At 54.7% G+C, this 20838-nt stretch carries 17 protein-coding genes; 4 read left to right on the forward strand and 13 right to left on the reverse strand.

Annotated elements, in window-relative coordinates; genetic code table 11:
- Positions 1 to 7: 7 nt before the first annotated feature.
- The 4 genes from ACXUPB_RS18775 to aspA all read right to left on the reverse strand — a co-directional run bounded on the left by ACXUPB_RS18775 (position 8) and on the right by aspA (position 5569).
- A complete protein-coding gene (locus ACXUPB_RS18775; protein ID WP_472953956.1) occupies positions 8 to 760 on the reverse strand; it encodes a succinate dehydrogenase/fumarate reductase iron-sulfur subunit in 753 nt (250 codons plus the stop codon).
- Positions 757 to 2544 (reverse strand): fumarate reductase (quinol) flavoprotein subunit, encoded by a 1788-nt coding sequence (gene frdA / locus ACXUPB_RS18780; protein WP_472953958.1) that lies wholly within the window; start codon positions 2542 to 2544, stop codon positions 757 to 759. The genes ACXUPB_RS18775 and frdA overlap by 4 nt, the downstream gene beginning before the upstream one ends.
- A gap of 219 nt (positions 2545 to 2763) precedes the next feature.
- Positions 2764 to 4065, reverse strand: a complete 1302-nt coding sequence (locus tag ACXUPB_RS18785; RefSeq protein ID WP_290834445.1) for an anaerobic C4-dicarboxylate transporter — start codon at positions 4063 to 4065, stop codon at positions 2764 to 2766.
- Positions 4066 to 4123: 58 nt separating this feature from the next.
- A complete protein-coding gene (aspA, locus tag ACXUPB_RS18790; RefSeq protein WP_472953960.1) occupies positions 4124 to 5569 on the reverse strand; it encodes an aspartate ammonia-lyase in 1446 nt (481 codons plus the stop codon).
- Positions 5570 to 5848: 279 nt separating this feature from the next.
- Here aspA and ACXUPB_RS18795 point away from each other — a divergent pair, with 279 nt between their 5' ends.
- Positions 5849 to 7318: an anion permease gene (locus tag ACXUPB_RS18795; RefSeq protein WP_472953962.1), complete on the forward strand. Its 1470-nt coding sequence runs from the start codon at positions 5849 to 5851 to the stop codon at positions 7316 to 7318.
- Here the strand turns inward: ACXUPB_RS18795 and menH are convergent, their stop codons facing one another.
- The 4 genes from menH to ACXUPB_RS18815 are packed head-to-tail and all read right to left on the reverse strand — an operon-like array spanning position 7319 to position 11653.
- Positions 7319 to 8071, reverse strand: coding sequence for a 2-succinyl-6-hydroxy-2,4-cyclohexadiene-1-carboxylate synthase (gene menH, locus ACXUPB_RS18800; RefSeq protein ID WP_472953964.1), 753 nt, complete (start codon positions 8069 to 8071; stop codon positions 7319 to 7321). It lies immediately after the preceding gene.
- A complete protein-coding gene (gene menD, locus ACXUPB_RS18805) occupies positions 8061 to 9797 on the reverse strand; it encodes a 2-succinyl-5-enolpyruvyl-6-hydroxy-3-cyclohexene-1-carboxylic-acid synthase (RefSeq protein ID WP_472953967.1) in 1737 nt (578 codons plus the stop codon). The genes menH and menD overlap by 11 nt, the downstream gene beginning before the upstream one ends.
- Positions 9798 to 9802: 5 nt before the next feature.
- Complete coding sequence (locus tag ACXUPB_RS18810; protein ID WP_472953969.1) at positions 9803 to 11128, reverse strand: isochorismate synthase; 1326 nt, start codon at positions 11126 to 11128, stop codon at positions 9803 to 9805.
- Between the two features lie 24 nt (positions 11129 to 11152).
- Complete coding sequence (locus ACXUPB_RS18815; protein ID WP_472953970.1) at positions 11153 to 11653, reverse strand: DoxX family protein; 501 nt, start codon at positions 11651 to 11653, stop codon at positions 11153 to 11155.
- Positions 11654 to 11795: 142 nt separating this feature from the next.
- On the opposite strand from ACXUPB_RS18815, the gene menA reads away from it, so the two are divergent.
- The gene (gene menA, locus ACXUPB_RS18820) at positions 11796 to 12722 is read left to right on the forward strand and encodes a 1,4-dihydroxy-2-naphthoate octaprenyltransferase (RefSeq protein WP_472953971.1); all 927 of its coding nucleotides are present in this window, start codon (positions 11796 to 11798) and stop codon (positions 12720 to 12722) included.
- Between the two features lie 19 nt (positions 12723 to 12741).
- On the opposite strand, the gene hmuQ is transcribed toward menA, so the two are convergent.
- Positions 12742 to 13044 (reverse strand): heme-degrading protein HmuQ, encoded by a 303-nt coding sequence (gene hmuQ, locus ACXUPB_RS18825; protein ID WP_427386484.1) that lies wholly within the window; start codon positions 13042 to 13044, stop codon positions 12742 to 12744.
- 111 nt (positions 13045 to 13155) lie between these two features.
- Here hmuQ and ACXUPB_RS18830 point away from each other — a divergent pair, with 111 nt between their 5' ends.
- Positions 13156 to 14736 carry a cryptochrome/deoxyribodipyrimidine photo-lyase family protein gene (locus tag ACXUPB_RS18830; RefSeq protein ID WP_472953975.1) on the forward strand — a complete coding sequence of 527 codons (1581 nt, stop codon included), beginning with the start codon at positions 13156 to 13158 and terminating at the stop codon, positions 14734 to 14736.
- 306 nt (positions 14737 to 15042) lie between these two features.
- Here the strand turns inward: ACXUPB_RS18830 and ACXUPB_RS18835 are convergent, their stop codons facing one another.
- From ACXUPB_RS18835 to ACXUPB_RS18850, 4 genes are all read right to left on the reverse strand, one after another.
- Positions 15043 to 15669 (reverse strand): DUF2026 family protein, encoded by a 627-nt coding sequence (locus ACXUPB_RS18835; RefSeq protein WP_472953977.1) that lies wholly within the window; start codon positions 15667 to 15669, stop codon positions 15043 to 15045.
- A 91-nt stretch (positions 15670 to 15760) separates the two neighbouring features.
- A complete protein-coding gene (locus ACXUPB_RS18840) occupies positions 15761 to 16048 on the reverse strand; it encodes a hypothetical protein (protein ID WP_472953978.1) in 288 nt (95 codons plus the stop codon).
- Between the two features lie 442 nt (positions 16049 to 16490).
- The gene (gene gabT, locus ACXUPB_RS18845) at positions 16491 to 17762 is read right to left on the reverse strand and encodes a 4-aminobutyrate--2-oxoglutarate transaminase (protein WP_472956762.1); all 1272 of its coding nucleotides are present in this window, start codon (positions 17760 to 17762) and stop codon (positions 16491 to 16493) included.
- 11 nt (positions 17763 to 17773) lie between these two features.
- Positions 17774 to 19225, reverse strand: coding sequence for an NAD-dependent succinate-semialdehyde dehydrogenase (locus ACXUPB_RS18850; RefSeq protein WP_472953980.1), 1452 nt, complete (start codon positions 19223 to 19225; stop codon positions 17774 to 17776).
- A 137-nt stretch (positions 19226 to 19362) separates the two neighbouring features.
- Here ACXUPB_RS18850 and ACXUPB_RS18855 point away from each other — a divergent pair, with 137 nt between their 5' ends.
- On the forward strand, positions 19363 to 20781 hold the full coding sequence (locus ACXUPB_RS18855; RefSeq protein WP_472953982.1) for an aminotransferase-like domain-containing protein: 1419 nt from the start codon (positions 19363 to 19365) through the stop codon (positions 20779 to 20781).
- The last annotated feature ends 57 nt before the right edge of the window (positions 20782 to 20838 follow it).

Genomic DNA, 20838 nt, shown 5'->3' on the forward strand with positions numbered 1-20838 from the left:
TCCTCCCCTACCCTTTGAACAGCGCAATGAGTGTGTGTTTGGCCGCTTCAACCTTGCCTTGATTTACCGCAGCGGCGGGGTCAACGTGTTTGGGGCAAACCTTCGAGCAGAAGCCCACAAAGGTGCAACTCCACACCCCCTCATGGCGGTTAAGTTCGGCCATACGCTGCTTCTTGCCGTGGTCGCGGCTATCCAGGTTGTAACGGTGGGCCAGCGTTAGCGCCGCCGGGCCAAGGAACTCAGGATTAAGTCCAAACTGCGGGCAGGCCGAGTAGCAGAGGCCGCAGTTAATACAGTTTGCGAACTGCTTATAGCGGGCGAGCTGTTCGGGTGACTGCTGATAGGTTTCCGGCGCCTGGGGGTCGTAGGGTTTTACCGGATTGTCATCGATCAGGTAGGGCTTAACCGCCGCCAGGTGCTCAAGGAATATTTCCATATCCACTACTAAATCCCGCTGCACCGGGAAGTGGGATAGTGGCTCGATGCGGATCTCACCTTCATAATCGCGCAGGAAGGTTTTGCAGCCCAGCTTGGGAATACCATTCACCATCACGCCACAAGAGCCGCAAATCGCCATCCGGCACGACCAGCGGTAGCTCAAGGTACTATCGAGCTGCTCTTTAATATGGTTTAGAGCATCCAACAACGAGGTGCTTTCATCCACCGGCAGTTCGTACTGTTGCCAATAGGGTTCAGCCGAGCTGTCTGGCAGGTAGCGCTTGACGCTGATGTGTTTGGTGCTGATCTGCTGAGTATTCATGCCTTGCCCCCCTTGCCTGCATCGCCATAGGCCCGCTCAGCCGGTGCGGAGAACCGCACATCGACATCCTGCCAGTGCAGCTCGGCATTCGCCTCGCCTTGGTAAAACACCTGGCTGTGCTTGAGGTAATTGACGTCATCGCGTTTCTGCATGCCTTCATCCAGACGCTGATGAGCACCGCGGGATTCACGGCGCTCCAGGGCACTCAAGCATGAGGCTTCGGCGATATCCAAGCCATAGCCAAGCTCGATGCACTCCAGTAGCTCGGTGTTGAATATCTTGCTGGTATCTTTAACGCGTATTGCATTGAAGCGAGCGCGCAGCTGGCGCATGGTCTCCAGAGAATGGCGCATGCCCTCTTCGGTGCGGTAAATACCGCAGCCGCTCTCCATGGCCTGCACCATGGCGTGCTTGAGATCGACCCAGTTTTCCCCACTCCCGGTTCCGTCACAGAGGCGCAGCAGCTTGGCTTGCTGACGGTCCCCCTGGGCTTCAAGCAGTCGCTCATCGGCCCACTCGGTTTGTGCCGCCCGTTGGCTTGCTTGCTCACCGGCTAAGCGGCCAAATACCAACAGCTCGGTAAGCGAATTGGAGCCGAGGCGGTTAGCGCCGTGCAACCCCACCGAAGCACACTCCCCGGCGGCGTAGAGCCCCGCGATTGAGGTTTCGCACTGGGGGTTGGTTTCAATTCCGCCCATGGTGTAGTGAACCGCCGGGCGAATGGGGATGGGTTCTTTCACCGGATCGACATTGATATAGGCTTTGGCCAGCTCGCAGATAAACGGCAGGCGCCCCAATATAGTCTTTTCACCCAAGTGACGCAGGTCAAGATAAACCACGTCGCTGTCGCCAAACTTACCGGTGCGGCCCGCCTGCTGTTCCTGCCAGAAGGCTTGGGAGAGTTTGTCCCGCGGCCCCAGCTCCATGTATTTGTTTTCCGGCTTGCCCAACGGGGTTTCTGGGCCAAGGCCATAATCCTGCAGGTAACGGTAGCCTTCTTTATTGAGCAGAATGCCGCCTTCGCCCCGGCACGCTTCGGTAATCAAAATGCCGGAGCCAGGCAGGCCGGTGGGGTGGTACTGAACAAACTCCATATCCCGCAGCGCCACACCGTGACGATAGGCCATCGCCATACCGTCGCCGGTGACAATGCCCGCGTTGGTATTGAAGCGGAACAAGCGCCCTGCGCCGCCGGTGGCAAGGATCACCGCTTTAGCGCGTAGCAGGGTCAATTCACCGGTAGCGATCTGCAGGGCAATTACGCCGATTACCGCACCTTCGTCAACGGCCAGATCGAGCACGAAGAACTCATCAAAACGCTCAATCTCAGGGTATTTCAGCGAGGTCTGAAACAGGGTGTGGAGCATATGGAAGCCGGTTTTGTCGGCCGCAAACCAGGTGCGTGCGGTTTTCATGCCACCGAAGCGGCGCACCTGCACTTGGCCATCCTCTTTACGGCTCCAGGGGCAGCCCCAACGCTCCATCTGCACCAGCTCTTGATAAGCGTGATGAACAAAGTAGTCGACGACGCCCTGCTCAACCAGCCAGTCACCGCCTGACACCGTGTCATCGAAATGCGCCTGGTGGGAATCTTCGGCACTGGTGACGGCGGCAGCGCCGCCCTCAGCCGCCACGGTATGGGATCGCATGGGGTAAACCTTGGACAGCAGCGCTATGCGCTGGGGAGTGCCCTGCTCCTTGGCCTGCTCGGCAGCCCCGATAGCAGCGCGCAAGCCTGCACCACCCCCACCAACAATAACGATATCGAAATCTCGCTGCTGCATGAAAAGCCCCTTCATTAGCCAAGTCAAAGGTGGTACTGGCGGCAATCTGCGCTGCCGTCTTGTGTCTTCGAACTTACCATACAAGAGGAAGGCCCTGTTCATTAGTCCAAAGGACTATTGATGTACATCAAGAAAAGCACTGGTGAGATTGCTATTTCTGTAAATAGCAATATGAGAACCCGCATCCGTAGTCGAGATGCGGGGCATGGGTGCAGGTAGTTAAAGCAGCAGCCCACCAAAAACAAAGCCTAGTATTACGCTCACGGTGATAGTCACAACACCGGGGATAAAGAAAGGGTGGTTGAATACCGCTTTACCGATTCGGGTGGAACCTGTGTCATCCATTTCCACAGCAGCCAACAGGGTAGGATAAGTAGGTAACACGAATAGCGCGCTCACCGCCGCGAAAGAAGCCACCGCAGTTAAGGGATCCACACCCATAGCTAGTGCAGCAGGCATCAAGGCTTTAGTAGTGGCTGCCTGGGAGTAGAGCAGCATGGAAGCAAAAAACAAAGTGACTGCTAACAGCCATGTATAGCTTTCAAGCATCTCGCCAGCAATACCCTCGATTTCATTGATATGATTAGAGACAAACGTGTTGCCCAGCCATGCCACCCCTAGTACACACACGCAGGCCGACATACCCGATTGGAAAGTGGGCATATTGAGGATACGACTTGCCTCCAGCTTACAGCTTAGAGTAATGGCACCGGCGGTTGTTAGCATGAAGACCATGATAGCGGCATCTCGTGGTAGAACCGGGTTAGCGATCAAACCCACCGCATCGGAGATAGCTGTTGCGTAAAACACTACGGCGACAATGGCTAGCAAGAACAAAAGAACGGAGCGCCTGGCCCCCGGTTGAATTTCAAAAGCTTGTTTACCCCGGAGTTTAACCAGTCCCTTCTCCAATCGCTCTTGATATACAGGATCCTCATCCAGCGGCTTTCCCATCATATTTGCCACCAAGGCACCAGCAAAACAGGCCAGCAAAGTAGCGGGGATACATATCGCTAATAGGGTTAAATAGCCTACCCCAAGAGGCTCAAGGATACCGGAGAAATAAACCACCGCTGCTGAAATAGGCGAGGCGGTAATAGCAACTTGTGAGGCAACCACTGCAATGCTCAGTGGCCGCGAGGGACGAATTCCATATTCTTTGGCTACTTCGGTAATCACAGGCAGAGTGGAATATGCAGTATGGCCTGTGCCTGCGAAGAAGGTCATGGCATAGGTGACCATGGGAGCTAGAAAAGTAATATACTTAGGGTATCGGCGCAGCAGCCGCTCGGCCAGCTTAACCAAGTAGTCCATGCCACCAGCAAGCTGCATGGCTGCGATCGCAGTAATGACAGCCATAATAATTAAGATGACTTCGATAGGAATGGAACCAGGCGTTAGCCCAAACCCTAAGGTGAGTATCAACACACCCATGCCACCCGCAAGCCCGATACCGATGCTGCCTATTCTGGCGCCCAAATAAATAGCGCCCAGCACAACCAATAATTCCAAAAAAATCATAAGGACTTCCCCTGCAAAAGCGTGGGTAAAATTAGCCTATTCTTTTGATTTTGACGGCTCACTGGGCACCCAAAGCACGCGTATACCGTTTGGCACGATATTGCGGGCGCATCAAATTATCGATAGAGAGGATCTCATCGAGCTGCTCGGCAGTGAGGAGCTGCCGTTCCAGCACCACTTCGCGCACACTTTTGCCGGTTTCAGCGCAGATTTTTCCTACGATATCGCCTTCATGGTGACCAATGTAAGGATTGAGGTAGGTAACGATGCCTATTGAATTGAGCACATAATCGCGGCATACATCGGGGTTGGCTGTGATGCCAGCGACACACTTGTCGGCCAGTGTGATACAGGCATTTTCCAACAGATTGATCGACTCGAACATAGTTTGGGCGATCACCGGCTCCATGACATTAAGCTGCAACTGGCCTCCCTCGGCGGCCAGGGTGACCGTCACATCATTGCCAATCACTTTGAAGGCGATTTGATTGACGACTTCAGGGATAACGGGATTGACTTTTGCTGGCATAATTGAGGAGCCCGCTTGCAGCTCGGGCAGATTAATCTCGTTAAACCCTGCACGGGGGCCAGATGACAGTAAACGTAGGTCGTTGCAGATTTTTGATAATTTCACTGCCAGCCGCTTGAAGGCATTGTGCAGCAACACATAGGCATTACAATCGGAGGTGGCTTCAATCAAGTCTTCTGCAGGCGTGTAAGCTTGGCCTGTGATCTCAGCAAGCTTGGTGATGGCCAAGAGTGAATACTCCGGCGGTGAGTTAATGCCAGTGCCGATAGCGGTGGCACCTAAGTTCACCTCCAGCAGTGATTCCCGGCACCTACGGAGACTCCTCACTTCCACGTTTAACGTCACGGCGTAGGCGTGGAATTCCTGACCCAGGCTCATGGGTACTGCGTCTTGGAGCTGAGTACGCCCCATCTTTAGAATATCTTTAAAGGCTTCCGCTTTTGATTCAAACTCCTCTGCTAGCCGCTCAAGCGCTGCTATCAGGCTATCGCAACTGCTGAACAGGGCTACCCGAAAGCCGGTGGGATAAGCATCATTGGTTGACTGACACTTATTGACGTGATCATTGGGGCCAATGACGTCGTAGCTGCCCTTTGGCTGGCCCATCAACTCCAGAGCAATATTGGCCAACACCTCGTTGGTATTCATGTTGACCGAAGTACCCGCCCCACCTTGAAAAGCATCAACGGGAAATTGATCGAACCCCTTACCTGTGTCCAACATTAAGTCGCAGGCGGCGACAATATAATCGGCAATGTGTGGTTCTATCGTACCCAACTCACCGTTGGCCAAAGCAGCCGCTTTCTTCGTCAATACCATACCCCGCACAAGATCAGGGAGGTCGGAAATTGTCTGGGAGCTAAGCTGGAAGTTCTCCTTTGCCCGTAAGGTGTGGATGCCATAATAATTCTGGCTATCTACTTCTTTGCAGCCCAGCAGGTCTTCTTCTGTACGACGAGAGATCTGATCACTCATGATTATTCACCCCCCAATGTGATTATCTAGTTATCCTCCTCTACATAACCGTATCTTGAAAGTTATCTACAAATTTTGATGTACATCAAAGCGGATCAGGATTTCTGAGTATATTCTGGCGTTTGGTGTACTCTTCAACGTTCTCGCCTCGCACACCTAGCTGACGTAACTTAATCCTAAAAGGCTAATTGGTGACGATAGGAGGAGATTTGCGCCCTCGTAGCTCAGAATAAATTAATGAGTAGCTCTGAATATACTTAAGAGAAGTAGAGGTGCCGCATGACAACCAATGCTCAACCCTCACCGCGATGGAAACTGTTAGCGCCGCTAGCAGTTACTATCATCGTCGCGCTTATACCCACTCCCCCGGGGCTTGCGCCTCATGCATGGTACTTTTTCGCCATTTTCCTCGGCTGTGTCGTTGGCCTTATTCTTGAACCGTTACCGGGCGCAGTGGTGGGTCTGGTCGGCGTTACCCTGGTGGCACTGCTTTCCCGGTGGGTACTGTTCTCTCCGGAGCAACTGGCAACTGACGGCTTTAATGCTGCCAACCAAGCCTTCTCATGGGCGGTGTCGGGCTTTACCAACTCCACCGTGTGGTTGATTTTCGGCGCCTTTATGTTTGCCTTGGGGTATGAAAAAACCGGACTCGGCAGGCGAATATCGCTTTGGCTGGTCAAGGCAATGGGGAAGCGTACGCTGACTCTTGGCTACGCGGTGATGATTGCTGATGGCATTCTGGCGCCGTTTACCCCGTCTAACACCGCACGTAGCGCAGGCACGATCTACCCCGTGATTCGCAACCTGCCGCCGCTTTACGATTCGCACCCCAATGACCCCAGCATGAAGCGCATGGGTAGCTTTTTAATGTGGACGGCGCTGGCCTCCACCTGCGTAACTAGTTCGCTATTTTTAACGGCTCTGGCACCCAATCTGTTGGCGATCGCGCTAACCGAGAGCGCGACAGGCATTCATATCAACTGGGGACAGTGGTTTATGGCAGTAGCACCTGCCGGCATTCTGCTGCTTCTGCTAGTGCCGCTGCTGAGCTACTGGCTATGCGCGCCCGAAGTCAAAGCAGGTAATGAAATCTCTGACTGGGCGGGGCAGGAGTTAACCAAGCTGGGGGCACTGACCCGCCATGAAATAATGCTGGTCATGATGGTGGTCACCGCCCTGTTGCTATGGATTTTTGCGGGCGACATTATCTCTGGATCGCTGGTGGGTCTACTGGTGATCTGCGGCATGCTGTTAACCGGTATTGTGACCTGGAGCGATATTCTCGATAACCGAGCTGCCTGGAATACCTTTGTATGGTTTGCCACCCTGGTGGCACTAGCGGGCGGGCTTAGCCAGGTAGGCTTCGTTAACTGGTTTGGCAATGTGGTTGGCGGTCAGATAAGCCACTTCGACCCACTGATGGCCATGGTGGCGCTAGTGGTCATTTTCTATCTACTGCACTACTTCTTTGCCAGCGTGACGGCCCACGTTACCGCCCTGCTGCCGGTGATTCTGGCCGCGGCATCAGGCATTGCCGGTCTGGATATGCAGATGTTTGTTCTGCTGCTGCTACCCACACTTGGCTTTATGGGCATCCTCACCCCCTACGGCACTGGCCCCAGCCCGGTTTACTACGGCAGCGGCTACCTGCCCAGCGCGCTCTTTTGGCGCTTAGGGGCGATCTTCGGGCTGCTCTTCCTGGTGGTTTGGCTGGTGATCGGCCTGCCCTGGTTAATGGTGATCAGCTGATCAGTGTTTTAGCCAAGCGTTGAGCTGCTGAGCAATCATCTCAGGTTGCTCAGCATGAAGATTGTGGCCCCCTTCCAGCGTGATATGGCGCAGGCGCGGGGCCATCGTTGCTAGATAGGTAGCCAAAGAGTGGAACTTGGCATCCCGCTGCCCCGAAAAGTACCCCACCGGAAGCGTGGTATTTTCCAGCCACTGCCATAGCAAAGGCTGTTGACCCAAGGAAGTTGATCGCAGCATGCTGGCGATGGCTGGCCCGTGATTCGCTAGCCGACGCTGAATCTGCCGAGCGCGCTGGGCGTCGGTTAAGTCGGCAAACACCGGCTGCTGGTACCAGTCGGCAAGTACGTTTTCCAATGATTCCTGCTCGAAGCGTGTTGCCCAGCGCTCATCGTGAGCAATTCGGGCAGAGCGCTCGTTGGCTGGCAGCCCTGGGTGGGCACTTTCCAGCCAGAGCGCATCCAGCCCCGGTGGCTGACGGCTGGCATGGTACAGCGCCAAGCGCCCGCCCAAGGAGTACCCCAGCAGGCAGTAACGGCGAACACCGTGAGTTATCAGCGTATCGCCCAGCCAGTGGTGAAAGGCCTCAAAAGAGCCTACCTGCACATGGTGATTCTGGCCGTGGCCGGGTAAATCCAGCGCGAGGCAGTGAATGCCTTCCAAGCCAGCGATGACCTCAACCCAGTCCTCAGCATCGCCCAGCAGGCCGTGGAGCAGTACCAGAGTCGGCGCCTGCGTTTGAAGTTTACTGCCCACGCGGCTCCTCTCGAATCGCTGCGCCAAGATGCTTGAGATCATCGGCCACCTGCTGATGAGGTACGTTAATCTCAATCAGCGTAACGTCCGCCAGCAGGGCCTGAGTGTAGGCCGCTATAAAAGCATCCAGTGACTCTGGCGCGAAATAGCCAAGTCCAAACATCTTCGCCGCATGCTCGAAGTGCAAGCCGTGAGGCTGGCGATAATAACGCGCCAGCAGATCGCCTTCTTTAGGCACCGGCAGCATATGGAAAATACTGCCGCCATCGTTATTAAGGATAATCACCACCAGAGGTTGGAAGGCCTGTTTCAGCAGCGCCAAGCTATTGAGGTCATGCAGTGCGCTGGTATCTCCCAGCACAATGGTGGTGGGCTCCGAGCGTGTGCAACTGAGGCCATAGGCCGTCGCAATCAGACCATCGATCCCAGAAGCGCCGCGATTGGCAAATACTCGTAGCGGCGTTTGGCGATGCGTACCCAGCATATTCATTAGCCGCGCGGGTAGGCTGTTGCCTATAAATAACTGGCCTTCCGCCAGCTGTGCAAGCTGGTGGCAAACACCCAGCTCTGAGAAGGCTGTACAGCGCTCTTCAACAAGCTGAGTAGTGCGTCGTTGGAGGCTAGCCAGCTGATGCCAGGGAGGCTGCTCAGGTATCGTTGGCAAATCATCTATAAAGCTGGCGGGCGAGCATATCAAACGGCGCTTAACGCAGTAGTCGGGATCCAGTCGCTGGGGCAGTGGCTCAACCAGCCAAACATCCAGCCACGGCTGCTGGGCAATAAATTGCGTTAGCCGCTTGGAGATTAACCGGCCACCAAACTGCAGCAACACCTCGGCTTTGGCGAGCTCTGCGCTGAAACGCTCATTATGCAGCGCCAAGTCAAAATGGATAAGGTTGTGAGAGTCAAACCGAATTTGGCTCTGCACATCGGCCAGCAGTGGCCAGCCCAACTGTTTGGATAACTCAACTACCTCTTGTGCCTGATATAGGTCATCAACCCGGCCTACAACAATCATGCCTTTATGCTTGGCAAACGCTTCCCAATCGTCCTTGAAAGCTGGAATCGCAGCGCTGCTCGACCAATCACTCCAAGGCTTTGACGTCGTCAGCCAGTTCCCCAGCGAGGCAAGATAATCACTGCCATCCACCAGGCAGTTACCGGGGTAAAGCGGTTCGCGGTAACGGCAGTTAATGTGGATGGGCCCGGGCGTACGGCGCTGCTGGTCAACGGCTTGATCAACTGTGCTGAGTAGAAACGCTGCTGTTATCTCAGCATCAGGCGGCGGCAGATCGTGGTGAGCGATGGTATGTCGGGAAAACATATCCCGCTGGTCAATCGCCTGGTTGCTGCCGTTATCCAGCAGTTCAATGGGGCGGTCGGCGGAGAGCACAATCAGCGGTACGCCGAGCAGCTTGGCTTCCACTACTGCCGGGTAAAGGTTAGCCACGGCAGTGCCCGAGGTGGTGATAATCACGACGGGCCGTTGACTGCCCCGGGCAATGCCCAGCGCCATAAACCCCAGCCCGCGCTCATCAAAGTGGCAATGACAGCGTAGGCCGGCATGCTCGCTGGCGACCATGGTCAAAGGCGATGAACGTGAGCCCGGCGCCAGCACCACATCGCGCACGCCTAAGCGGTAGAGTTCTTCCAGCATCAGCGCCGCCCACACATGATTAAAGGTGGCGTATTGGATGGCAAAATCGGTAGATACAGGTGCTGTCATATGCGTTATCCCATCCCAAGCAGCGACATAATGTCAGCAATTTTCGTATCCAATTCGTGCCACTCCTCGCCCGGCTGGGAGCCTGCCACAATGCCTGCACCGGCATAAAGGCGAATCGCTTCTGGGCCGATATGGGCGCAGCGAATAGCCACCGCCAGATCGCTGCTGGTGTGACTGATTCGGCCGAAAACGCCCGCATACCAACCGCGTCGATGGCGCTCATGTTGGCGAATAAATGCCAGCGCCGACTCCCGGGGAACACCGCCTACCGCCGGGGTAGGCGGCAGCACTGCCAGCAACTGCTGGTCGGTGACGTCTCGGTGCAACTCGGCGTGAATCAGACGACGAATATGCTGCACCGAGCGCAGCTTAACAATATGCGCCTCGCCCATCTGGACTTGAGAAGCAAGCGGCTCAAGCTGGGTCAAAAGCTGCTGATAGACACACTGGTTTTCCAGACTGTTTTTCTTATCGGCCAGCAGTTCATCGGCAAGCGCTTGATCTTGCTGGGCATCATGCCCACGACGCGTGGTACCCGCCAGCGCCTCGGTCATTAAATGCCGTCCTTCACGCTTGTAGAGCCGTTCCGGCGGACAGCCGATAAAGGCTTCCTGGGAGGTAAATTGGACGCCAAAGTGAAAACAGTCGGCGGCACCGGCCTGCCAGCGTGCTAGCAGCGCCCAAGGGCTAGGCGTTTCAGGTGTGGTTAGACACGTCTCCCGTGAGAGCACCACCTTGGGCGTGTGGCTCAGGTGATCAGGATGGGTGACCTGCTCTACCGATGCCGCCCACTCTTTCTGCGCAGGGTTGTCTTCACGCTGATAAATATTCGGCAGCAAGCAAGGCAGTGGTTGCTCCTCTTCCAAGGCAGCCAAACAGGCACGAGCCTGGGCGATCTCGGCCTCTGGGCAGCGATCATCAAAGCGCAGATTGAGTAATAACGTCGCCCCAGCTGGCTGGCGCCTAAGCTCTATACGCGGCAGTAAAAAGTGGCACCCAGGAAAGTGCTCCCACCCAGGCATATCGGGGTCAAAGGCCATGCCGCCGAAGTAGTCCGGCTGTTCGCCACCACTTTCGGCCAGCGCAGCAAGATCAGCCTGCAGCGCCGCTAATGAACCAAACGCCTTAACAACCCCCAACGCAGCATACTCAACGGCGCCAGCCTCACGGGATTGCCAATAGAGGCGAGGGTAAACGCTCTGCACGTTTAACCACCCCATCAGGTGACTGACCCGACAGGGCGTACTTAGGCGCATAAACCCTTTTTTTGCCGTATTATCAAGCGCATAAAGCTGCTGTTTGAGTGCTTCAATAGGGTGTATAGAGTGCATAATTCGCCTGTTAGAGCAGCGTTTTCAATTAGCAGTTGCTGGGTACTTCAAGCCTAGCTTTTTTCTCATATAGGGTAGCACCCACCGATCACCGCCAAACCGCCCTGCATTGGCACCCGCCACCAGTAAGAAGAAGGTTAGTGCAATCATCCATGGATTAGTGGACACCGTGCCTGCCATCAAAAACGACATGTTCATCACGATGGCAAAAAACGCCGCAAATGAGGTCAGTACACCAACGATCAAACCCAGGCCCACTAACACTTCTCCCAACGGTATAATGAAATTAATGACATCCGCATTGGGCAACGCAACATTCTCTAGAAAGGCGACGTAATTAGGGTAAACCGCGCTTCCCTCGCGCATCACAGGGTTGGCGACAGCATTGCTTAAGAAGCCTTCGGCATTAAAACCACCGGTCATCTTACCGATGCCCAAGGTTAGCCAGGTGATGCCTAAATAGAGCCGTAGCAGTAACCAAACTACCGCCATATATTTGTGATGTCTAAATAAGTCGCCAATCATCGCGTAAACTCCTACTCAAGGGGTGCTTGCAGTGTGGGACAAGATGACGCGGCATATTTTGACTTAGATCTACTTTTCCGCACTTAACCATACATTGCCGAATGTTTATTAAATGAAAACGGTCAACAGGAATATCGAAGTAATGGAACAACACAGTAAGCGCCGCCACTACCAAGCCTGGGTATTAGCTGCTCGCCCCCGAACGCTACCGCTAGCCTGTGCTTCCATTCTGCTGGGCAGCGGGCTAGCCGCGAGTGTGGGTGCTTTAAATATGGCAGTACTTGTACTTGCCCTGCTGACTGCTATTGCACTTCAATTGCTGTCTAATTTGGCCAATGATTATGGCGATGCCGCATCGGGTGCCGATGACGAACAGCGTATAGGGCCTGCAAGAGCAGTCTCTTCAGGTTTGCTTACCGCGGAAAAAATGCGCACGGGAATGATCGCCACGGCCACGGTTGCCGCGTTAATGGGGCTATTATTGCTGGTCGCCGCGTTTGGAAATCAGTGGGGGCAAATTCTCATCTTCATTCTATTAGGGGCTGCGTCACTGCTGGCAGCGGTGACCTATACCGTTGGGCTAGGTGGAACCCCTTATGGCTACCGAGGGTTTGGAGACATTGCGGTCTTTATGTTTTTTGGGCTACTCGGCGTTTTGGGCACCTATTATCTACATGTACAGCAACTAAGCTGGCTGCCATTTCTCCCTGCCGCCGCTTGCGGGCTGCTGGCTACCGCCGTGCTCAATGTGAATAACGTGCGGGATATCGAGAGCGATGCTCGCAATGGCAAAATCACCTTAGCGGTACGCCTGGGTCGAGAAAACGCCATTCACTATCACTGGGCGCTGCTGGGGTTGGCACTATTGCTGACGCTTATTTACCTAGTGGTACTGCCTGTACCATTGATAGGTTGGAGCTGCCTGCTGGTGGCCAAGCCGCTAACCGATGCCGCTAGGACATTACACCATACTCGTGATGGTGAAATCCTGACTGGCATGTTGAAGAAAACAGCTATCTCGACGCTTATTTACAGCATGCTGCTTTCCATTGGCTTGGCCTTTTTCTGATCAAGGGGCTAAGGAGCGATTAAAGCACCACCTCATAGCCTTCAAATTTGGGCGGGCCAAGGTAAATGCCTTCCGGCGCCTTGGCATTAGCATGCGCTTTGCGGAATGCATCTGACTTCGTCCAGGCGCGGAAGGCCTCTTCCGATTCCCACACGCTGTGGGAGATAAACACGGTGTGATCTTCCTGGCTTTCGCCCTGCAGCATCTTGAACTGTTTGAAGCCCGGTACTTCATCCAGGTGAGAGTCGCGGTTACGCCACACCTCTAAAAAGTCCTCTTCGCGGCCTGGAGCAATCCGAAAACGGTTCATGGCGATATACATCGTTACTCTCCTTTTGAACTGGTTCTACTGGGTTGGTTTTGCTGTATTGATTACGCAAACGGTGCCTTGATGGTAACGTCATGGTTTGGTGACGAATAGGCTTCACGGCTAATGGCTAAGGCACCCATCCAGGTCGTTTGGTTCAAACGCGATTTACGCATTCATGATCATGCGCCGCTTTCTAATGCAGCCGCAGCTGGCCCCGTGTTGCCCATATTCGTCATTGAGCCAGCGCAGTGGCAAGCGCCAGACAGCGCGCTACGCCACTGGCAGTTTGCCGCTGACTCACTTATCGACCTTTCAAACGCACTGGAAACACTGGGCCTGCCGCTGTGTATTTGGCAAGGCGATATTGTCGATTTATTAACCGCATTGAAAGCACGCTATGGGGAGTTTGCCCTTCACTCCCACGAAGAAACCGGCAACGCCTGGAGCTTTGCCCGCGACCTTAGCGTCAAGGCATGGTGCCAGCAGCATGGCACGCCATGGCATGAAGCGCGCCAGCACGGCGTAGTGCGTGGCTTAAAATCCAGAGTGGCTGACCGCAACGCATGGGAAAAACAGTGGGAAACGCTAATGACGGCGCCCACCGCCACTGCCCCACAAAACGCCCAGGCGACGGAGGGTTGGCAAGCCTTTCAACACATTGATGTCGAACAGCTTCACGGCCAGACGCTAGGATTTGATACCACGCCCTGCCCCGAGCGCCAGCACGGTGGCCGCAGCGAAGGCCGAGCACTATGGCGTAGCTTCATAAGCCAGCGCGGGCGGCGCTATCGCGGCTCTCTTTCTAAACCGCTGCTGGCCTGGGAATTTGGCTCACGGCTTTCGCCCCATTTAGCTTGGGGCTCCCTCTCCATGCGCGAAGTGGTGCAGTCGTTACGCCACCAGCGGAAAAAGCATGCAGTAGACTCGCCGTGGTCACGCTCGCTGCGCGCCTTTGCTTCCCGGCTTCACTGGCACTGCCACTTTATTCAAAAGCTCGAAAGTGAGCCGAGCATAGAGTCACAAACGCTGCACCCAGCGCTGCGCGGCCTGCGGGAACGCGACCCTGAACACCCCAATCTGATTGCCTGGAAGCGCGGGCAAACCGGCGTGCCGTTGGTGGATGCCTGTATGCGTAGCCTGATCGCCACCGGTTGGATCAACTTTCGCATGCGCGCCATGCTGATCTCCCACGCCACCTTTGGTCTTGGGCTGCACTGGTACGAGCCAGCATTGCACTTGGCGCGGCTATTTACCGACTTCGAGCCCGGCATTCACTACCCCCAGGTGCAGATGCAGGCAGGCGCCACCGGCACCAACGCGCTGCGGGTGTATAACCCCATCAAACAGGCGGAAGATAACGACCCCACCGGCGAGTTTGTCGCTCGATGGGTGCCAGAATTAACCGCCCTTCCGTTAAAGTGGCGCGCCAAGCCCTGGGCGGTACCGGAAAGTTTGCGCCAACGATTTGGTTTTCAGCCCGGCGAGCACCACCCGCTGCCCAACGACTTCGAATGTGAGGCGCGCCACTGGAAGAAGATGCTGTATGAGCTTCGCCGCACCCCAGACGCCAGAGAAGCCAGCCAAGCGATCGTGGATAAGCTCGCCAGCCAGCGAAGACAGCCCACTCGGTGCAAAAAAAAAGGAAAACCCACCAATCGGCAGCAGCTTTCGCTGTTTGACGATGGAGGGTTAAAGGATAGTTAGTTGTTACGCTCTTAGCTATAAGCTAACTAGCTTGTCACCAGAAGGCTTGGCCGTATCAGGGGAAGCAGTACGGCATGACATATGCGCCATGAGAAGGAACCCGTCATTCGCCACGTTGTTGATATTCTTATCGGACTGCTTCAGTAATGCCGCCAGTCGACACCCATCCTGCGTCTCGTTTGAAGAACGGCCGATATGAGGATATTCTCAGTTGACATGGAAGTGCATAACGCTCACATAAACGACGCATGCTTCTTTGCGCGTCCGGTGGCCGAAAGGAAGCGAATTTTATGTTCTTATTAAGCGTTACCATGCTCCAACTACACTGTGCTTGATTGGGTAAATAGTCGTTCTTTCACCCAAATCATTAATGATTTCAAATTTCGCAAGCTTCTTCTTACTTCTTTTGCACCACTCCAGGCATATTTTGGCTAAATCTTGGGCAGCAGGCTTTTCAAACATTTTTCGTAATAAGTCGGCAGTTAGTGCTGGATTGGACTCAAAGTAGAAATCACCAACATTAACCATGTCATGGGGACTTTGGGAGCAGGAGAATTTATCTTTTTGTAGCATATTCCTTTTTATTTGGTTCACGGATCCGGCTTGTGCAAGTGCCTCTCTGTACTCTGGAGCAGTGAAATCAATAATATTGTTCTCAGTCTCAACCCAACAATGAAATGCATCTGGGCTGCTGTAAAAATCACCTTCCTCTTTACCAGCAAATGAGAGCGTATCGCCACCATCGGTGAGCCGAATAAAAGCAGCCCCCATAACGGGCCTAGCTTTTACTTTAAAGATATTTTCTAGAATGAAGGCCCCATAAACATTGTAGAATTGACATGATTTTCCTGCTCCATGAGCAAGCTCTCGTCCAACGCTTGCAACGATTTTATAAATAAGCTCGTACTGCTTAAGTGTAATATCAAACTTCATTCGATAACTTCTCGTTTATGCCTTACGTCCGGCGTTGCGGCGGGCCGGAGCGCAGCATAGGTACGTCAGACAACAGCCGCTTGCTATGCAATTAATTTGGCTTAGGCCTATGCAAGTTTTTTCTTGGCGCGATTTGAGAAACCCTTGCAGAAGAAACCCCATACTTTTGCGCAACAGAATCAGTGCGCTCTCCGCTCGCAATTTCTGCTTGAATCGCCTGATTTCTCAAAGCGAGCACTTGCTGCTCTAGACGAGCAATATCTTGGCCTTGACTTTCGATAATTTTGTCGTGTGTATCAACACGACAAACCAACTCCTGCTGTGCCTTTGCTATGGAATTTAAGGCATCAATGATGTGATTTTTTTGCTTTCTACTCATTTCTGTGACTCTCTCGCGCCAATGGATAAATTAAATTAAATGAATTTAATTTAATTTAATCGTCAAGAAGAAATTGCCCAACTCGCCCTTCTCTTAACAGGAGTTAGACAGCGCGTCCTATGATTGGATGGACGTGCCGACATTACTGTCCGAACAATGCAGCCTGCACGCTCTCCCAAGCTTATGATTTTTATATGCATTAATCTTATATTAGGCTGCATATTCAAACCTTGTGCTTCTGCTGCATTTGACAATACCCCCACTGTTGGGAGGTTACCTGTCTTGCGATTGTACTCATCCACCCTACCAAACCCAGCTTAGCACTGTGTACTTAGGGCGGCTGACTATTTCAGCCTAGGACTTTCAACGCATATAAAAAAACCCGCCCTCGTCAACAGCTTTCGCTGTTGACGAGGGCGGGTTAGGTGTTGCTTAAACGATATTAGCTAAGCGCTTCCAGGGACTGTTCGATAATACTCAAGCCCTCTTCTAACACCGCAGAAGAAACCGTCAGCGGTACCAGAATGCGGATGCTGTTGCCGTAGAAACCGCAGGAGAGCAGGATCAAGCCTTTCTCGCGGGCTTTGGCACACAGCGCACCGGTGAGCGCTGTATCCGGTTTCCCTTCGCTATCAAGCAGCTCAAACGCTGCCATGGCGCCTAACTGGCGGCCGTGGGCAACGGCGGGGAAACGCTCTTCCCAAACCGCGAAACGCTCGGCCAGCATTTTGCCCATCTGCTCGCTGCGGGCCAGGATATTCTCCTCTTCGATCACCTCAATCACCGCCAGCGCTGCTGCGCAGGAGAGTGGGTTGCCGCTGTAGGTGCCGCCTAGGGAGTTAGGGCCAGAGGCGTCCATTACCTTGGCGCTGCCTACTACGGCAGAAAGCGGCATGCCGTTAGCCAAGCTCTTAGCAGTGGTGAGAATATCCGCCTCAATGCCGCTATGTTCCAGGGCAAACAGCTTGCCGGTGCGGGCAAAGCCGGACTGCACTTCGTCGGCGATCAGCAGAATGCCGTGCTCGTCGCACAGGGCGCGCAGGGCTTTCAGGTAATCCGGCGAGGCGATGTAGAAGCCGCCCTCGCCCTGTACCGGTTCAATCACGATGGCCGCCGTGCGGTGCGGGGCGATATCGGTCTTGAACAGCGTGCGAATGGCGTTTAGCGAGGCTTCTTCGCTAATGCCGTGCAGCGGATTGGGGAATGGTGCGCGGAACACGTCGCCCGGCATCGGGCCGAAATCGTTCTTGTAGGGCAGCACCTTGCCGGTCATCGCCAGGGTCATCATGGTGCGGCCGTGGAAGGCGCCGTCGAAGGTGATGATGCCGGTGCGACCAGTGGCCGCGCGGGCAATTTTCACGGCGTTTTCCAGCGCTTCGGCGCCGGTATTGACCAACATCGCCTTACGCTCGGGGCCGCGCACCGGGCTTAGTTCGCAGAGCTTTTGGCACAGCTGCACGTAGGGCGCGTAGGAGATCACCGCGGCGCTGGTGTGCATAACTTTCTTGAGCTGCGCTTCTACCGCGGCAACAATCTTCGGGTGACGATGCCCCAGGTTCAGCACACCGATACCGCCAGCGAAATCGATCCAGCGGTTGCCGTCGGCGTCCCACAGCTCGGCGTTTTCAGCACGCTCGGCAAACTGGGTGGTTGGCGTGGCAGCACCGTTGGCCACGTAGCGGATTTTCAGGTCGTTCAATTCTTGGTTAGTCATCATCGTTCTCTTTACAGGCCGCCAACGCAGACGTACTTAAGTTCGGTAAATTCATCTAGCCCATGGTGTGAACCTTCGCGGCCCAGCCCGGACTCTTTCACGCCGCCAAATGGCGCAAGTTCAGTGGAGATCAGCCCTTCATTCACACCGACCATGCCGTACTCAAGCGCTTCCATGGTGTGCCAGATGCGCCGGTAGTCGGTGGCGTAGAAGTAGGCCGCCAAGCCAAAGGGAGTATCGTTGGCCATCTGGATGGCTTCTTCATCGCGGTGGAAGCGGAACACTGGTGCTACCGGGCCGAAGGTCTCTTCATCGGCTACGGCCATCTTGGTGGTGACATCCGCCAGCACTGTGGGCGTGAAGAAGCGCTCACCGGCGGCATGGGGCTTACCGCCGCAAAGCAGCCGCGCACCTTGGTTGACCGCGTCGTCCACGTGGCGCTGCACCTTATCTACCGCTGCTTGGTTGATCAGCGGGCCGATAATGCTGCCTTCCACTAAGCCATCACCTACTTTTAGCGCGTTCACACGCTCGGTGAGCTTGCTGACGAACGCATCGTAAATGCCGTCCTGCACCAGGAAGCGATTGGTGCATACGCAGGTTTGTCCAGCGTTGCGGAATTTAGAGGCGATTGCACCGTTTACGGCGGCGTCCACATCGGCGTCGTCAAAAACAATAAAGGGCGCGTTGCCACCCAGCTCCATGGCGGTTTTCTTCACCGTGCTGGCGCACTGGGCCAGCAGGTGTTTGCCCACCGGGGTCGAACCGGTAAACGAGACTTTACGCACCCGTGGATCAGTGGTGAGCACTTCACCCACCGCTGCCGGTTTTGAGGCGGTAATGACGTTAATGGTGCCCGCAGGCAGGCCCGCTTCCAGGGCTAGGTAAGCAGCGGCAAGGGCCGTTAACGGTGTGGCTTCGGCGGGCTTGATGACCACGGTGCAGCCTGCGGCCAGGGCCGGTGCACACTTACGAGTGATCATCGCCAGCGGGAAGTTCCACGGGGTAATCGCCGCGACGACACCCACCGGCTCACGCAGTACCAGCAGGCGCTTATCCGCACCGTGGCTGGGCAGTGTTTCACCGGCCATGCGCTTGGCCTCTTCGGCAAAAAACTCAATAAACGACGCGCCGTAGGTCACTTCGCCTTTAGCTTCCGCCAGGTGCTTGCCCTGCTCTAAGGTCATCAGGCGGGCCAGGTCGTCGGCGTATTCATTAATTAGCTCAAACCAGCGGCGTAGCAGTGCCGAGCGCTGCTTCACTGGCGTAGCGCGCCAGGCGGCTCCGGCGTTGTAGGCAGCGGCGACGGCGTCACGGGCATCATCCGCGCCCATATCGGCCACACGGGCAATCGTTTCGCCGGTGGCGGGGTTATCCACCGCAAAGGTTTGTTTCACGATACGCCACTCTTCGCCGATCAGGCCAGCGACGCCATCGTGCAACCACTGTTCAATAAAGCTCATGAATATCTCCTGATTAATAATATTTTATCCAAGCTAGCAGTAATGTGGTTGCAAGCGAATGCACCACTTTTGCGTTCAACCAGACCACTTTTCTGTTTTACTGAAAATTGGTAAACATCATGACGGTGAGGATAAGCATGAATAGCCAGTCAGCTTTACAACAACTTCTAAAACACTATGTGCAGCAACCTGAACGCTTAAGTAAACAAGTACGAATAGCGCAAGCGCTGAGACAAGCAGTTACCCAGGAGTGGCCTAACCAGACTCGCCTACCTTCTCACCGGCAACTAGCGTCAGCGCTAGGCGTTGCTCGGCATACACTGTCACTAGCCGTTGCGACGCTGCTTAAAGAAGGGCTACTTACGACTTCTCATGGCAGTGGCACTTGGAGCTGTAAAGTGTCGACCCCTGCTGTCTCAAAAACTACAAGCGCGCAGCTATCAAAGCGTGCACAACGAGTGTTGCGTTGGCCAGGTGCGAGTACTGTTCAAAGCGGCGCTTTTGTGCCCGGTATTCCCGATATTGCCCAGTTTCCGATGCGCAAATGGCGCCAGCTCTATGCCAGCGTGACGGTACCGCAAAATGCTCTGCTGCTCTCTTACTCCACCGGTGGCTATGGCCCGTTGAAGCGTGCGATACGCGATTTTCTGGCACGCTGGCGCAACCTTAACTGCGATATTGAGCAAATTATCATTACCGACGGCACCCATAACGGTATTGAGCTATGTGCCATGGCGCTGGCCGATGTTGGCGATACCGTTGCCATGGAGTCCCCCTGTTATTGGGGCGCACGCAATGTGTTTACCGCGACGGGGTTAGAGATCCAGATGCTGGCTTGGCAGCCCGGCCAAGGGCACTCGCTACCGGTTGATCCGGGCCCAGTAAAATTGGCCTACCTCACGGGTTCTCACCACTACCCGCTCAGCGTGCCCACTAGCGCTGCCGACAAACAACGTTTGTGCGATGCCTTAGCACCTGCTTATATTGTCGAAGATGACTACGAGTTCAATCGCGACGACCACCCTAACCTGCTGTTCGACCCACACTCGGAGCGCCACTTGCTGGTGGGCTCGTTTTCCAAGATGATGTTTCCAGGGCTGCGGTTAGGTTATTTAGTCGTGCCGCGCCATTTAGCGGGGCCGATGAATCGCCTGCGCAGCGAGCTGTTTCGCGAAGGACGCATGTTGGATCAGGCCGTGCTGGCACAGTTTATTTCTGATGGCGATTTAGATGCCTGGTGCCGACGTATTCAGCGCGACTATTTAGGCCGTCAGCAGGTGCTACATGATCAGTTACGCTCGTTACCACAGGTGCGCGGCGTTTCGCCTCCTAGCAGCGCCATTAGCCTATGCGTTGAATTTGAGCCGCGTATCAACGACGTACAGATAGCGCAAACGCTATTAAAAGAGCACTTAATTGTGCGTCCATTGAGTCCGGTATGCGCGAAGGGTGATTTACGATCGGGTCTCGTGATGGGCGTGGGCATGCTCTCAGGTGAAACGTTAGTGCGCGAAGCCCAGCGGCTGCGTCGCTGCCTAGAGGCGCTGCTGCGTTAGGGGCAAGTTAGCCTGACTTGCTGAAAACAGGTTATTAAAAGCTTACCCACAGATTCT

This window comes from Vreelandella sp. DA03-1M (genome assembly GCF_055725665.1).

What these genes read in the sequence shown, in the direction of transcription:
- ACXUPB_RS18775 (WP_472953956.1), bottom strand. Translation starts at nt 760, where the DNA reads ATGAATACTCAGCAGATCAGCACCAAACACATCAGCGTCAAGCGCTAC.
- frdA (WP_472953958.1), bottom strand. Translation starts at nt 2,544, where the DNA reads ATGCAGCAGCGAGATTTCGATATCGTTATTGTTGGTGGGGGTGGTGCA.
- ACXUPB_RS18785 (WP_290834445.1), bottom strand. Translation starts at nt 4,065, where the DNA reads ATGATTTTTTTGGAATTATTGGTTGTGCTGGGCGCTATTTATTTGGGC.
- aspA (WP_472953960.1), bottom strand. Translation starts at nt 5,569, where the DNA reads ATGAGTGATCAGATCTCTCGTCGTACAGAAGAAGACCTGCTGGGCTGC.
- ACXUPB_RS18795 (WP_472953962.1), top strand. Translation starts at nt 5,849, where the DNA reads ATGACAACCAATGCTCAACCCTCACCGCGATGGAAACTGTTAGCGCCG.
- menD (WP_472953967.1), bottom strand. Translation starts at nt 9,797, where the DNA reads ATGACAGCACCTGTATCTACCGATTTTGCCATCCAATACGCCACCTTT.
- ACXUPB_RS18810 (WP_472953969.1), bottom strand. Translation starts at nt 11,128, where the DNA reads ATGCACTCTATACACCCTATTGAAGCACTCAAACAGCAGCTTTATGCG.
- ACXUPB_RS18815 (WP_472953970.1), bottom strand. Translation starts at nt 11,653, where the DNA reads ATGATTGGCGACTTATTTAGACATCACAAATATATGGCGGTAGTTTGG.
- menA (WP_472953971.1), top strand. Translation starts at nt 11,796, where the DNA reads ATGGAACAACACAGTAAGCGCCGCCACTACCAAGCCTGGGTATTAGCT.
- hmuQ (WP_427386484.1), bottom strand. Translation starts at nt 13,044, where the DNA reads ATGTATATCGCCATGAACCGTTTTCGGATTGCTCCAGGCCGCGAAGAG.
- ACXUPB_RS18830 (WP_472953975.1), top strand. Translation starts at nt 13,156, where the DNA reads ATGGCTAAGGCACCCATCCAGGTCGTTTGGTTCAAACGCGATTTACGC.
- ACXUPB_RS18835 (WP_472953977.1), bottom strand. Translation starts at nt 15,669, where the DNA reads ATGAAGTTTGATATTACACTTAAGCAGTACGAGCTTATTTATAAAATC.
- ACXUPB_RS18840 (WP_472953978.1), bottom strand. Translation starts at nt 16,048, where the DNA reads ATGAGTAGAAAGCAAAAAAATCACATCATTGATGCCTTAAATTCCATA.
- gabT (WP_472956762.1), bottom strand. Translation starts at nt 17,762, where the DNA reads ATGACTAACCAAGAATTGAACGACCTGAAAATCCGCTACGTGGCCAAC.
- ACXUPB_RS18850 (WP_472953980.1), bottom strand. Translation starts at nt 19,225, where the DNA reads ATGAGCTTTATTGAACAGTGGTTGCACGATGGCGTCGCTGGCCTGATC.
- ACXUPB_RS18855 (WP_472953982.1), top strand. Translation starts at nt 19,363, where the DNA reads ATGAATAGCCAGTCAGCTTTACAACAACTTCTAAAACACTATGTGCAG.